This is a genomic window from Psychrobacter aquimaris (assembly GCF_016107525.1).
Classification (GTDB): Bacteria; Pseudomonadota; Gammaproteobacteria; order Pseudomonadales; family Moraxellaceae; genus Psychrobacter; species Psychrobacter aquimaris.
Genome location: NZ_JABASR010000002.1, coordinates 103,835 through 116,962, shown reverse-complemented (window position 1 = coordinate 116,962; position 13,128 = coordinate 103,835). Strand labels below are relative to the sequence as shown.

Genomic DNA, 13,128 nt, shown 5'->3' with positions numbered 1-13,128 from the left:
GCGCTCAGACCTTACCATCATAGCCTATCGTCAATTTTTGCAAATCTAGCAAGCCATACCATCCATTTAGAAAGTTTCGCTTAAGATTTGGAAACAAAAATCTGACCTTACACATGCTAAACTTCGCCTACTCTACCAAAGTTTATTGTAGAACAAGCCTTATTCCAAAACTTACTAATTATTTCACTATCGCTTACTCAATCATCATTTTTAGGAATTATCTATGCCATCACTATCTAACACTGGCAAAACGTACGGTAAAAAAGCAATCAACATCAGCGCAGCTTTACTAGTAGCAACACTGGTACTATCCACGACAGGCTGTAACACCACCCAAGAATTTAAACCAACGGCCAGTGTGATGGTTGGTGCACATAAATCTTTATAAAACCTGCTATCTATCGCTCGTATTGAAAGTGACCTAGCCACTTATCAATTTACAAGTTGCCATTTTATATAAGTAGAACATACCATGCCACTGCCTTTATCATCGTCGCCCCTACATACCGCCTCTCTACGTCTTGCCTGCGCCTTAGCAATAGCAACGACTCTTGCTGCTTGCCAAACCAATACTATCAGCGCTAACGCATTGTCAACTGTTCAGAATCCAGTGACTCAAAATACTTTGGGTAAAGATGAGGTAGGTCCAAGTAAAGCAATTCAAGATATTCAGCCATCATCAGCATTGACCATGGATATGTCAGGTCGACATGAATATCAGTTAGAAAACGGTCTAAAGGTAGTTGTAAAAGAAGACCATCGCGCACCTGTGGTAATGACCCAAATCTGGTATCGGGTCGGGTCAGCTGATGAGCCGCTGGATAAAGGCGGTATCTCGCATTTGCTCGAACATATGATGTTTAAAGGCACTACTGATGTTTCGAGCGACGACTATGAGCGCTTGATTGCTAAATTCGGCGGCGTCAATAATGCGTTTACCAGCTACGACTATACAGGCTATTACGAGCTATTCCCTGCCAACCGCTTGCCTTTGGCGCTAGAGCTAGAAGCAGATCGCATGAAAAACCTATTGTTTAATGAGCAGGAGTTTGTCAAAGAGCACCAAGTGGTCATGGAAGAGCGCCGCCAACGCACTGATGACAATCCACTTGCCAAGGCTTACGAGTCATTTCGTTTGCTAGCCTTGCCCGACAGTCCAAAAGGCGAATCCGTCATTGGTCCGATGGATGAGCTTGAATCCATTACCCTTACAGATTTAAAAGATTGGTATAAGACATGGTACGCACCAAACAATGCAACGTTAGTCGTCGTTGGCGACGTTAAGCCGCAAGAAGTGCTGGCTCAAGTCAAACGTTACTTTGGTGAGCTACCCCCAAGTGACCTACCTAAACGTCCTGCCGTCAGTCAAAAAGGCTTTCGTGGCTATCAGCAAGTCGACTCCGAGCAAGCCGTACAAGTGCCAGTGTTATTAATGGGTTATAATGTCCCGAGCCTTGTGACAGCAGGGACAGGCAATGAAAAACAAGCTTATGCGCTCTCACTGGCTCAGGATGTATTAGATGGTGGTCTATCTGCGCGACTTGAGAGTCGATTGATACGCGAACAAGGTCTGCTTACCACCGTAGGTACTTCATATGACTTGCTAGATCGTGGCGATGGGCTGTTTTTAATACAAGCAACACCACGTGAAGGTGTCAGCTTAGAACAAGCACAACAAGCCATCATTGCTGAAATAGAAAAGCTTAAAACCGATCCCATTACCGCCGATGAAATTGAGCGTGCCAAAACCAATACGGTCACAGGGCTCGTCTATGCGCAAGACAGTATGGAGGGTCAGGCGCGGATGATTGGCTCATTACAGTCTATCGGTCTTGACGATACGCTGCTTGCCGAATTGCCCGCCAAACTCGATAGCGTGACGATTGCTGACATACAAGCTGCTAGCAAAAAGTATTTGGTAAAGGAAAATTTAACAGTGATGCATATCATCCCGCCTAAAGACCAAGCAGCGACAGAGAAATAATAGTGTCCTGTTAGCTCTTTATTCGATACAAGCGCCAATCATAAAGACCTTATTTATAAGAAGAAAACCATGACTCAGAATAGTGATTTGTTGCAAAAGAGAAAAAAAGCGTTCAACTTAATACCATTAGCAATGCCAACCATGCAAAAACTGTCACATCTTAGTGTTGGTATCTTGTTAGGTCTAACAACATTGACGATGGCAGCACAAGCAGATACAACCAGTGCTGAAGAATATCGTGACTCTACGGCAGTGGATACGAGCGCACCGATTGCCGCATTATCAAAGCTAACCAGCCTTGACGATGACAAACCGTTAAAAGTTACTGTCCCAACGATTCAGCAGTTCAAAACCAAAGCAGGTGTACCCGTACGTTTTGTACAGACGACAGCCTTACCAATTGTCGATATCGATTTGCGCTTTAACGCTGGTAGCGCCCGTGATGGTAGTATTAGTAGCACAGGATTTGGTATTGCTAACATGACCGCTACTATGCTGACGCAAGGCTCTAAACGCTTAGACGAAAATGAATTTACTCGAGCTGTTGAAACCTTGGGCATTGACCTAAACAGCAGTGCCTATAAAGACATGTTTATTGTCTCGCTACGTAGCTTATCTGATGACAAACATTTACTTCCAGCCATTGATTTAATGACTCAAATGCTCAGCGAGCCCGCTTTTGATGAAAACATCCTAGCACGCAATAAAGCACGATTATTGGTGGGCTTGCAGCAGCAAAAACAAGATCCCAACAGCCTTGCTAGCATCGCATTTAACGAAGCATTGTATGGGGATCATCCTTACGCCCATCCATCAGCGGGTACGCTTGAAAGCGTCCCTACTATCGAAAAGCAACAACTGATAGATTTCAAAAACCGCTACTTGGTCGCAGCAAATGCCTCTGTTGCCATCACTGGTAATCTAACCTTAGAGCAAGCAAAAAAACTTGCTGAAGATATCACTGGCAAATTACCGAAAGGTCAGCCCGCAACTGAACTGCCTGAACCCAAACCACTGAGCCAAGCCAAGCACATTCATATTCCCTTCCCAAGCACTCAAACCACCGTACTCATGGGACAATTGGGAGATAAGCGCGCCACCGATGCCCAGTCTCAGCAAAAGCAAACCAACTTTGCAGTTGGTAATGAGATACTTGCAGGCGGTGATTTTAATGCTCGACTCATGACTGAGGTTAGACAAAACTTGGGCTACACTTATGGCATATCAGGCTCTATGAATCCCATGCTAGCACGAGGACCGTACCAAATTGGTTTTTCAACGCGTAATGATAAGGCTCGTGCGGCTATCGATGCCAGCTTAGCAGTCATCAACGACACCTTAGAAAAAGGTGTTACCAACACTGAGATGCGCTTAACGACGGACAATCTTAAAAACAGCTTTCCAATGAGTTTTGCGAGCAATGCGGGAATTAATGGCTTACTTGGAATGATGAATTTTTATCAATTACCGAATAATTATCTGACTGATTATGTCAAACGTATCGACCAAGTACAGCTATCAGAAGTCAATCAAACCATGCGAGATACCCTTAAGCCTGATGATTTCTTGATCGTTACCGTTGGACAAGAGGATCCTTGGAAAGATAAAAAGACCAATAAATAGCCATACAAAAAAATACTGGGCAACACTATTTAGTATTACCCAGTATTTTTTTATACAATGACACTATTTATGAATGCTCCTAAAAGTCGATACTAAGTTATCCATCCTAGAAAATAAGGCACTTAACCAGAAACAGTCACTGCCACGTCGTACATAAAATTTTCAGGTTTATAAGTTGCACCATTATAGGTCAATCGAATCACGTGCTTGTCATAAGAGTCTACTTGATAATCACCATTGGCAAAGTTATGCAGCGCTGGCACTATTAAGAGGGCTTCAATTTGACTGCTGTTAATGCTAACCGAGATGTGCTGCCCACTTCGTGGATATAAGAAATAATCACAATGGTTATTCACCATCACTTCTGCAGTACGCTCAACGACCTCACTGCCCACTTCTTCTTGTATAAGTTTTGGACAGATATCTGAGCGCTGTGAAGCCAGCTGAGCATAGGAATTTCTGATACTGTCTTCAATATCCTGTAAGTTTCTGTCAGGATCAGTAGGGGAATCCTCTGTAATTAAAGAGCTTTCTTCAGAAAACGTTTCTGGACTACAGGCACTGATCAATAAAAGAAACAGAAAAACTAAACCAAATAAAGCCACATACATGTTATTTGATTGCAAAAACGCTTTTTTTGGCTTATCAAACTGATACGTTTTTACTGTTGCTGAATACCGCTTTTTCATAAATCCTACTTATAATAAACGCTATATAACTTCATAAACCAAATAATCATTAAACATAGCTTTTTAATTCCAGGCTAAGCGAGCTTGATACCGTATCTGGTTTATACAATATAGACCCTATTATGATTCTAAACTGTTCATCATTTAGCGCTGCCTTTTATAAGTATTATTATAGCCCTTTTAATCTAATTTTATTACCTCTGGCTCATATTTATTTGATTTTTCGATAGCTTATGGATGACTTAATAGCGGCACGAAGATGAGCTACTGGCGTGATTAAAGCCCCATTTACGATAACCATCCGTGTCTAAATGTATAGCACCCGTAGCATATAGGCCTAAACCAAAATTATGGGGTTGCCCCTGATATTGCCAAAACTGACATAAGCCATCTTGCATAGTACTAAGCTGCCATAAGTTATCTTCATACTCTGGTACCCATATATCGATAGCACTGGCATTCATATGCTTGCTACTATCGGCACCGCCTGCACAGTCGTTAAGACCAGGACTCCGATATACCGAGCGTATTTCACTACTGATGGGTAGAATGCCTTGATGCTTTAACTCACCATACAAACGTAATGTCGGGACAATATTTGCCCATAACTCCTGCGGTGGCAGCTGATAAGGCTCGTAGCCACATTTGCTCCAGCTTCGTGCTGTCGTGAGTAATTGCGACATAGGCGGTACATTTTGTGCGCCCACTCGTGAATTTAGGTAGCGTTGATAGTCTGCCACTTGCCTAGCACGGTAGCTATTGCTATTCAACCATGCGTTAAAATCCATACTAATAGAATCATTATAATTGCTATTGTAAGTATTGTTCGCCGTGCTGTAGCTGTTATTACTGTAAGTTGTGTTATAAGCAGGCGCGCGCCGATTGATATTCATGCGCTTATTTTCTTCAATAGACAGACTGGCATCGAACTCAAAATCACGCTGCTTTTCGGCTATCAAGCCCTGCATGCTATCGCCACTCAGCATGGTAACGCCAGGATTATGGCTTGTGGTATTTGAAGAAGGTCTGATGTAAGCATTACTGCTACTATCCGCACTACTACCATGACGTACTTGGATACGGCGCTCACTATTGTCACTTATAATAGCGGCATGAACAGAGAAGCTACTGGCACACACGAGTAGTGCAATAATAGGCTTGTGAATCTGCCTATAGGGATGTTTTTTTGTATTAGTCATTGCAAAAATCTACCGCTAAAAACGTTTTATCGATACTATCAAATTTTCAGCAAGCAAGCTAAACTATCGCCTTCAATCAGAGGCGTGTTATTCGTAATTAACACTTATCCTTATAATTTTTATAATTATGTGACTTTATTTCTTATGTGTTACTTTGTCCACGATATTTTACTAGTAAAGATATCGTACAATTACTTTAAAGCATGGTTCTGATTTGAAACTTCCCTCTTACCTCAATTGCCAGACACACTTTGCCTATGTCTTCTAATCCGCAATACCGTTTTTCACGTCAGAGCCATCATTTAGGCCAAGGCCATGCACCGACGTTATGGCAGCGTATACATATCGATCCATGGTTGACCCTCCTCTTACTGACGGTTTGCTGCATTGGTTTGACTATTTTATATAGTGCTGCTGGCCAAGATGTCGGCATGGTATTACGTCAAATGGTCAGCTATGGTGTTGCCTTTACGGTTATGTTTATCATGGCACAGATACCGCCTAGCCTTTATCGCACTTTTACACCCATATTTTATTTACTGGGATTAATTCTATTGGTGTTAGTCGATATCATCGGTGAGGTACGTATGGGTGCTCAGCGCTGGATTAACTTACCAGGGTTTGGCAGTGTGCAACCATCAGAGTTTATGAAGCTTGGGATGCCAATGATGTGCGCTTGGTTTTTATCCAAACGTGACCTACCACCCTCTCTATCAAGCATCGCTATCACCTTGGCCTTAATCATCGTTCCTGTGTTATTAATTGCGAAAGAGCCTGATCTTGGGACGTCACTCTTGGTAGCAGCGAGTGGTATCTTTGTGCTTTTTTTGGCAGGGCTATCTTGGCGGTTGATTTCAGCTGCCGCCATATTAGCGATACCGCTTATTGCGATTGCTTGGAATTTCCTATTACATGATTATCAGCGTACACGTGTCTTAACACTGCTTAATCCTGAAGCCGATGTACAAGGGGCTGGGTGGAATATTATCCAGTCAAAAACTGCCATCGGTGCGGGTGGTCTTACTGGTAAGGGTTATTTAGAGGGCACGCAGTCGCACTTACATTTCTTACCAGAAGGTCATACTGATTTTATTATCGCGGCTTTTTCAGAAGAGTTTGGCTTGTTGGGTGTGATTTTATTGATGTTCATTTATTCCTGTTTGCTCCTACGTGCCTTATACATTGCTTTCACCCATCCGGATGTTTATAGTCGATTACTAGCGGGGGCTATTGCCATGTCTTTCTTTGTTTATGTGTTCGTTAATGTGGGTATGGTTGGTGGTATTTTACCCGTCGTTGGGGTTCCTCTGCCCTTCATTAGCTATGGTGGTACAGCAGTAGTGACGTTAATGGCTGGATTTGGACTACTTATGTCCATTCACACTCATAAGCCCAGTTAAATTACAGTTACCAACAACTTTTTAATGAAAATTTAGATTTTATGTTGATACTATTTATATTGATGCGATTAGTGTTTGGACAATATTTGAAGCTAACGTTTGGAATCGAAAAAATACATCCTATCGAAAGCCTTGAATGGAATAAACCAGTAAATTAAGGCCCTCATGCATTTAAACAATGATCTTAAATAAATAATAACCAACCAGAAATAAAGATTTTTTAATCATTTCGATTATTTAATTTGTTCATGGCAAGTTGCATGACTTGCCATAAAAACCCTCATATCTACCTTCGAATTAAATACAAATAATTGATTTAATTGAAATAAATACAAATACCCCTCATGTTCTTTCTTACTACAACACTTCGTTGCTAATTGGTACGGATAGGTTTTAATCCTTGTTTTTTACAAATAATTGCGTTAACCTCGTTTTACTGTACTTTGATACATAACCCGTACATAGCTACTAATAAACTTTGCATTTAATTATATTTTGGTTGTAGCTCGTACGTATAGTTAGCGAATTGTAGATTTCAAGCTTTCAAATACACTACTTAATTAACGGTTTAATAACAAAGACACACGCAATACCTTTTAAAACCTTTATTAATTTAGCAATGTGAGAAAGTTTGTAATTAGCACATATAGCGGACTCGACACTCAACCTTTGTATTCACATTGGGTGTTTTACTAATATCGTTAACTATCATTTGAGCGTTTCATAAGCATCTTTGGTCATATTGTATTGACCCGCTTATGATAATGAAATGAAAAATTACCATACCTTAAAATCTATAAAAGCCCCATTTATTTAGCATCAATAATTATATGAAAAAAAAGATTGATGATGTGGCTTTATAGTTTGTGACGCTGTTAGATTGGTCTAACACTGCCACTCTCAGTCTAAAACTATTAGAGTTAGATTTTAAAGTATAAGTTATAGAGGTATCTATGAATAAGCGTTTATCTGGTTTACTTACCATGTCAGCAGTATTATTTGCTGGCTCTGCAGTTGCTACTAATGCAAATGCTGTAGAAGCAAAAACCTCTCTTGCAATGATTTCACAAGATAACGCCTCCCATATCGATCGTGTACTTGGTGAGCTCAGCCGTCAGCATGATGGTGCATCAAGTTTGGTTAAGTCAGCACGCCAACCGACTTCGTTGGCACTTAGCAGCTCACTGTTAGCCAGTGACACTACTCAACTGACCAATGATGAAGATGTATTAGAGCGTCTGACAGCCGTAGCTTCTAACTCAGTCAGTAAGTTCAAACAAACAGGTCTAGCCTCTTGGTATGGTCGTAAATTCCATGGTCGTAAAACAGCCAGTGGCGAAACCTTCGACATGAATGGCTTAACAGCAGCACATCGCTCGCTACCGTTAAACTGTTATGTTAAAGTCACAAATAAGACTAATGGTAAAAGCGTTGTGGTAAAAGTTAATGATCGTGGCCCATTTCATGGCAACCGTGTGCTAGATTTGTCTTATGGTGCTGCCAAAAAACTTGGTATTACAGGTAAAGGTGTGGGTAATGTTGCTATTGAGCGCGTTTCAGGACCATAATTCTGAGAAAACAGTCTCTCTGAATTAGAACATAAAAAGCGCCTAATACATCAGTGATTAGGCGCTTTTTTGTGGTTCCAGTTTATTGTGTTCATTAGGCTCTACGAATAAACTTATAGCCCTTAGCAATGACTTATGAGATAACTTATAAAACAACCATAATCAAAACCATTAAACCTTACAATTCAAACGCACTTTCAATGGCATCATCAAGACGTTCAACGGCAATCACATTGATACCTTTAAACTGAGGTGCATCTTTAGCAGGTGCGTTGGCTTTTGGAATAATGGCATGCTTAAACCCATGTTTCATCGCTTCTTTTAAACGTTCTTGACCGTTCGGTACAGGACGGATTTCACCCGATAATCCCACTTCACCAAATACGGCCAATGACGATGGCAATGCTTTTTCTTTAATACTTGAGGCACAAGCCAACAATACCGCTAAATCAGATCCAGTCTCTATGACCTTGACACCACCGACGACGTTGACGTACACATCTTGTCCGCTGGTGTGAATACCACCGTGACGATGCATGACGGCCAGCAGCATGGACAGACGCTGAAAATCCAACCCTAATGCCATTCGTCTAGGTGAGCCTTGTGAATCATCGACTAACGCTTGCACCTCCACCAACAAGGGTCGTGTGCCTTCGCGGCTGACCATGACGACAGATCCAGCAACAGGTTTGTCATAACGGCTCAAAAATATCGCTGATGGATTGGCGACCTCTTTCAGTCCCATATCAGTCATACCAAAAATACCTAATTCGTTGACTGCTCCAAAGCGGTTTTTAACGGCACGAATCATCCGAAAGCGTGAGTCTGATTGACCTTCAAAATATAAGACAGTATCAACCATGTGTTCAAGGACGCGTGGCCCTGCGAGCGTGCCTTCCTTGGTTACATGACCCACTAGAAATAGCGCTGTACCAGTCTGTTTGGCATAGCGAGTCAAGATAGCCGCAGACTCTCGAATTTGACTGACGCCGCCAGGTGCAGAATTGATTGCATCCGTATAAATGGTTTGAATAGAGTCAATAATAGCGATGGCGGGCTGCTCTTGAGTCAGGGCTGCACAGATAGTCTCTACATTGGTTTCAGCCAGCACGCGTAATCTATCGGCCGGTAAATCCAAGCGTCTAGCGCGCATAGCCACCTGTGCCAATGATTCTTCACCAGTCACATACAATGCACTACCTGCCAATGAGTCGGCACGTGCCATATTGGTCGCAGTTTGCAACAAAATCGTCGACTTACCGATACCAGGATCACCGCCGATCAAAACGACTGAACCGGCAACCAATCCGCCACCAAGTACACGATCAAACTCACTGATACCAGTTGGTAAACGTGTGTCTAGCGTTACACTCACGGCATTAAGTGGCATGACCGCACTATGCGTGCCCGAATAGTTTCCTGCTGGTGCACTGCCTGATTCACGAGGTGCTGAGCGATTTGCTGCTGGTTTAGAAACATTTTTATTATGATGCGGCATGCTGACATTAGGTGCTTCGACCAAGCTATTCCATTCACCGCAATCGGTACATTGCCCTGCCCACTTACCAAAATGCGCGCCGCAATGCTGACAGACATAACTGCTCTTATTTTTTGCCATAACGTATGAACCTTATTCAAGTGTCCAATCAAGATTAATTGATAAGATATCGTGACGCTCTTATAAGCGTTAATTTGAGAATAAATTTTGAGATAAATCAGCCATCGATATGATGAACCAGATCTTATAGAAGAAATGAGGCTAAATGTGATGAATAGCTAGATATAAGAAAAGTAGCAAGCGCTGTCTTGAGAGCTTAATGAAAACTATAAATCCAACAGACAGTTTAAATAGTAACGCGAAAAATGCATTGAGATGTTAGGGCGTATTGAACACTCGCAAATAGCTGCCGCTAATCGCTGCTAATTTAGCAAAAATGTGTTCGAGACAAGTCGAATATTCAACACATCCTAATTCACACTTGAAAGTCTTTACCCAGATAAACGGCTTTCACCAATTCATTTTCTAACACTTCACTAGAAGTACCCTCAGCAATAATAGCGCCTTCTGAGACGATATAAGCTTTCTCACAAATGGCCAAAGTATCGCGGACGTTATGATCAGTAATCAAAACACCAATACCACGATTTTTTAGGGTCAAAATAACGTCTTTGATATCACCAACAGAGATAGGATCGACGCCTGCAAACGGCTCATCTAATAAAATAAACTTTGGGTCAGCCGCCAATGCACGGGCAATTTCACAGCGACGACGCTCACCACCTGATACGCTCATGCCTAATGATTTTCGCACATGCTCTAAATGAAACTCACCGATTAGTTTTTCAAGCTCTTGCTTTTGCTCACTTTTACTCAATTCTTTACGAGTTTCTAAAATAGCCAAGATGTTGTCTTCGATAGACAATTTGCGAAATATAGATGCTTCTTGTGGTAAGTAACCAATACCCGCACGCGCACGCTCATGCATGGCATATTTAGACAGATCCATTTTTCCTAGAGTGACACGGCCTTTATCCATATTGACCAACCCTACCACCATATAAAAGCTGGTTGTCTTACCTGCACCATTTGGACCTAATAAACCAACGACCTGCCCTTGTTCTACGGAGAAAGAGACATCTTTCACAACCCAGCGCTTACCATAGCGTTTGCCTAGATTTTGCATCGATAATCGCGTGGCAGGCGCTGTATTATTATTGGTTGCCAAAGGGTTTGTATTTTTATTATCACTCATAACTTACTCATACGGTTGCAGAATTCAAGCATTAATACGCTAAGGGGTGTTGATAGCATTACATCAACCATTCAGCTTTCTAGCGGATGCTACTTTGGCTACCATTACTACTGGGCGGAAACACCAACTCTACGCGCTGATTACCGCCAGCAGTTGCTTCGACATCACCAGCTTTTAGGCTATAACGAATGACATTACCAGCAAAACTTGCACCATTTTGAACCAACTTAGCATTACCTGTCAAAGTAACAATACCAGTGACTGCATTATAATCAATCTTATTGGCTTGACCTTTAGCCAGCCCTTTTTCTTGTGTGACAACCTGTTGCATGGTTGCAGGGCGTCCGGTCGCTACTGCCGAGTTGATACTGCGACCCTGTGATAGGTTAACCGTAATATTATCAGCGGTCATTTTAAACGTACCTTGAGTGATAATGACACTACCTGAATAGCTGGTAACGCCTGTACGCTCACTATAGGTCGCTTTGTCAGCCAATAGTTTGATTTCTTGATTGGCATCTGATGGCAGCGCATGACTGTAAAGTGGCAGTGCCAGCAGTATAACCGTTGGCAGCACATGTAATTGACGCAAGCGGCACGATGTTAGATTGAAGCGTGCTAATGATGAGCGCAAAGTAGGCAAAAATTTAGATGTCATAAAAATCACTCGTTTTATAATGGGTAGTAGGATTTGCAAACTTTATGCTAGCTGCTATTTTTATTACATAGTCAATAAGAGTTATTGCGATCAAAACAATGCTTTATCTTGGCGGTCAGCTGGAGTAAAAGCGACAGCAACTTGACCAAACTCATATTCACCAGTCTCAAGGTTGGCGGTCATGCTAGAAGCTTCAAACCGATTCATGCCTTGTTCAACCTTAACAGGCGCATCACTATATACTTGCCCTGATTTGGTATTGCCCTTAAGGATACTACCTGTCACCTTTATCGGTTCAATATCTGGTGCGTCTTTATTGCCTTCACTGACCAGTGAAAACCCCCCTGACAAGCTGAGTTCACCCGTCTGCTGACTGATAGCAGCACTGCCCGCTTCAATACGATAGCGCTGCTCTGCCGATGGCTCCCAATTCATAGTGATGCCTGACATCTCATCTAAATTGGTCTCTGGATTGTGCGTCAATGTTTTGGCAGTCAGCTCATACTCGGTTTCGCCTTTCTCATTAGTCTGTACCGCTTTGATGTCTGTTGCTTCATAATCAACATCAGTCGCTTCCATACTAACTGGTGGCGCTATCTCTCCTTGTTGTTGAAAAAACCAGCCTGCAATACCGGCGATAATCAAGGCAAGGACTATTAAAACACGAGTATTCACGACAAATTATCCTGAGTTTTGACTTCATCAAGCGTATAGTGCGCGATAAAGTCTTGATAGTGTCCATGACCTTTCAAAATGAGGTCACATATTTCACGTACTGCGCCAGTGCCACCTGCTCGGGTAGTGACCATATCACTGCGATTGATGACTTCGGCGTGTGCATTGGGTACTGTTGCAGCAAATCCAACGGTTTGCATAGCTTTAATATCTGGCAAATCATCACCCATATAAGCGCAGTCGGCAGCCGTGATATTGAGCGCTGGATCAAGTATGCTTAGCAGCTCATTTAAAGCAACCAGCTTATCGTCACGACCTTGCACCACATGATTAACACCCATTTCCGCGGCGCGCTTATCCACCATGGCACTGCTACGACCTGTGATAATAGCCGTCAAAATACCATAACGTGCTAACGACTTAACCCCTACGCCATCATGGACAGAAAAAGCCTTGGTCTCGATACCATTGGCATCATAGATAATTTGACCATTCGATAAAATACCATCGACGTCCATTATCAACAGTTTTACTTGTCCAGCTTTTTTGATTAAGTCTTGCATCATGTCCCTCTTTCTT

General features: G+C 42.2%; 11 protein-coding genes and 1 pseudogene. 5 read left to right on the top strand and 7 right to left on the bottom strand.

Annotation, left to right across the window (positions count from 1 at the left end):
- Window positions 1-223 precede the first annotated feature (223 nt).
- The 3 genes from JFC10_RS02515 to JFC10_RS02505 all read left to right on the top strand — a co-directional run bounded on the left by JFC10_RS02515 (window position 224) and on the right by JFC10_RS02505 (window position 3,607).
- A complete protein-coding gene (locus JFC10_RS02515; protein ID WP_198331534.1) occupies window positions 224-388 on the top strand; it encodes a hypothetical protein in 165 nt (54 codons plus the stop codon).
- Between the two features lie 84 nt (window positions 389-472).
- On the top strand, window positions 473-1,984 hold the full coding sequence (locus JFC10_RS02510; RefSeq protein ID WP_198331533.1) for a M16 family metallopeptidase: 1,512 nt from the start codon (window positions 473-475) through the stop codon (window positions 1,982-1,984).
- Between the two features lie 69 nt (window positions 1,985-2,053).
- Window positions 2,054-3,607 (top strand): M16 family metallopeptidase, encoded by a 1,554-nt coding sequence (locus JFC10_RS02505; protein ID WP_198331532.1) that lies wholly within the window; start codon window positions 2,054-2,056, stop codon window positions 3,605-3,607.
- A gap of 122 nt (window positions 3,608-3,729) precedes the next feature.
- Here the strand turns inward: JFC10_RS02505 and JFC10_RS02500 are convergent, their stop codons facing one another.
- Both JFC10_RS02500 and JFC10_RS02495 read right to left on the bottom strand, forming a co-directional pair.
- Window positions 3,730-4,296 carry a hypothetical protein gene (locus JFC10_RS02500; protein ID WP_198331531.1) on the bottom strand — a complete coding sequence of 189 codons (567 nt, stop codon included), beginning with the start codon at window positions 4,294-4,296 and terminating at the stop codon, window positions 3,730-3,732.
- A 242-nt stretch (window positions 4,297-4,538) separates the two neighbouring features.
- Entirely contained in the window at window positions 4,539-5,495 is a 957-nt protein-coding gene (locus JFC10_RS02495) for a D-Ala-D-Ala carboxypeptidase family metallohydrolase (protein ID WP_198331530.1), read from the bottom strand.
- Window positions 5,496-5,752: 257 nt separating this feature from the next.
- Here JFC10_RS02495 and rodA point away from each other — a divergent pair, with 257 nt between their 5' ends.
- Together rodA and JFC10_RS15110 are read left to right on the top strand one after the other, a co-directional pair.
- Window positions 5,753-6,895 (top strand): rod shape-determining protein RodA, encoded by a 1,143-nt coding sequence (gene rodA / locus JFC10_RS02490; RefSeq protein ID WP_193013113.1) that lies wholly within the window; start codon window positions 5,753-5,755, stop codon window positions 6,893-6,895.
- 1,226 nt (window positions 6,896-8,121) lie between these two features.
- Window positions 8,122-8,463: pseudogene (locus tag JFC10_RS15110) on the top strand (septal ring lytic transglycosylase RlpA family protein); the annotation flags it as partial.
- 178 nt (window positions 8,464-8,641) lie between these two features.
- Here the strand turns inward: JFC10_RS15110 and radA are convergent.
- From radA to JFC10_RS02460, 5 genes are all read right to left on the bottom strand, one after another.
- Window positions 8,642-10,081 (bottom strand): DNA repair protein RadA, encoded by a 1,440-nt coding sequence (gene radA, locus JFC10_RS02480; RefSeq protein ID WP_198331529.1) that lies wholly within the window; start codon window positions 10,079-10,081, stop codon window positions 8,642-8,644.
- Between the two features lie 355 nt (window positions 10,082-10,436).
- The gene (lptB, locus tag JFC10_RS02475) at window positions 10,437-11,216 is read right to left on the bottom strand and encodes an LPS export ABC transporter ATP-binding protein (protein ID WP_406947316.1); all 780 of its coding nucleotides are present in this window, start codon (window positions 11,214-11,216) and stop codon (window positions 10,437-10,439) included.
- Window positions 11,217-11,295: 79 nt separating this feature from the next.
- The gene (gene lptA / locus JFC10_RS02470) at window positions 11,296-11,874 is read right to left on the bottom strand and encodes a lipopolysaccharide transport periplasmic protein LptA (RefSeq protein WP_226914661.1); all 579 of its coding nucleotides are present in this window, start codon (window positions 11,872-11,874) and stop codon (window positions 11,296-11,298) included.
- 90 nt (window positions 11,875-11,964) lie between these two features.
- Window positions 11,965-12,549, bottom strand: a complete 585-nt coding sequence (gene lptC / locus JFC10_RS02465; RefSeq protein WP_198331528.1) for an LPS export ABC transporter periplasmic protein LptC — start codon at window positions 12,547-12,549, stop codon at window positions 11,965-11,967.
- Window positions 12,546-13,112 carry a KdsC family phosphatase gene (locus tag JFC10_RS02460; protein ID WP_193013169.1) on the bottom strand — a complete coding sequence of 189 codons (567 nt, stop codon included), beginning with the start codon at window positions 13,110-13,112 and terminating at the stop codon, window positions 12,546-12,548. Before JFC10_RS02460 ends, lptC begins: the two co-directional genes overlap by 4 nt.
- Window positions 13,113-13,128 lie beyond the last annotated feature (16 nt).

Excerpts from the sequence above, each read along its gene's own strand:
- JFC10_RS02510 (WP_198331533.1), top strand. The coding sequence starts at position 473 with ATGCCACTGCCTTTATCATCGTCGCCCCTACATACCGCCTCTCTACGT.
- JFC10_RS02495 (WP_198331530.1), bottom strand. The coding sequence starts at position 5,495 with ATGACTAATACAAAAAAACATCCCTATAGGCAGATTCACAAGCCTATT.
- lptB (WP_406947316.1), bottom strand. The coding sequence starts at position 11,216 with ATGAGTGATAATAAAAATACAAACCCTTTGGCAACCAATAATAATACA.
- JFC10_RS02515 (WP_198331534.1), top strand. The coding sequence starts at position 224 with ATGCCATCACTATCTAACACTGGCAAAACGTACGGTAAAAAAGCAATC.
- lptA (WP_226914661.1), bottom strand. The coding sequence starts at position 11,874 with ATGACATCTAAATTTTTGCCTACTTTGCGCTCATCATTAGCACGCTTC.
- JFC10_RS02460 (WP_193013169.1), bottom strand. The coding sequence starts at position 13,112 with ATGCAAGACTTAATCAAAAAAGCTGGACAAGTAAAACTGTTGATAATG.
- JFC10_RS02500 (WP_198331531.1), bottom strand. The coding sequence starts at position 4,296 with ATGAAAAAGCGGTATTCAGCAACAGTAAAAACGTATCAGTTTGATAAG.
- rodA (WP_193013113.1), top strand. The coding sequence starts at position 5,753 with ATGTCTTCTAATCCGCAATACCGTTTTTCACGTCAGAGCCATCATTTA.
- radA (WP_198331529.1), bottom strand. The coding sequence starts at position 10,081 with ATGGCAAAAAATAAGAGCAGTTATGTCTGTCAGCATTGCGGCGCGCAT.
- JFC10_RS02505 (WP_198331532.1), top strand. The coding sequence starts at position 2,054 with ATGACTCAGAATAGTGATTTGTTGCAAAAGAGAAAAAAAGCGTTCAAC.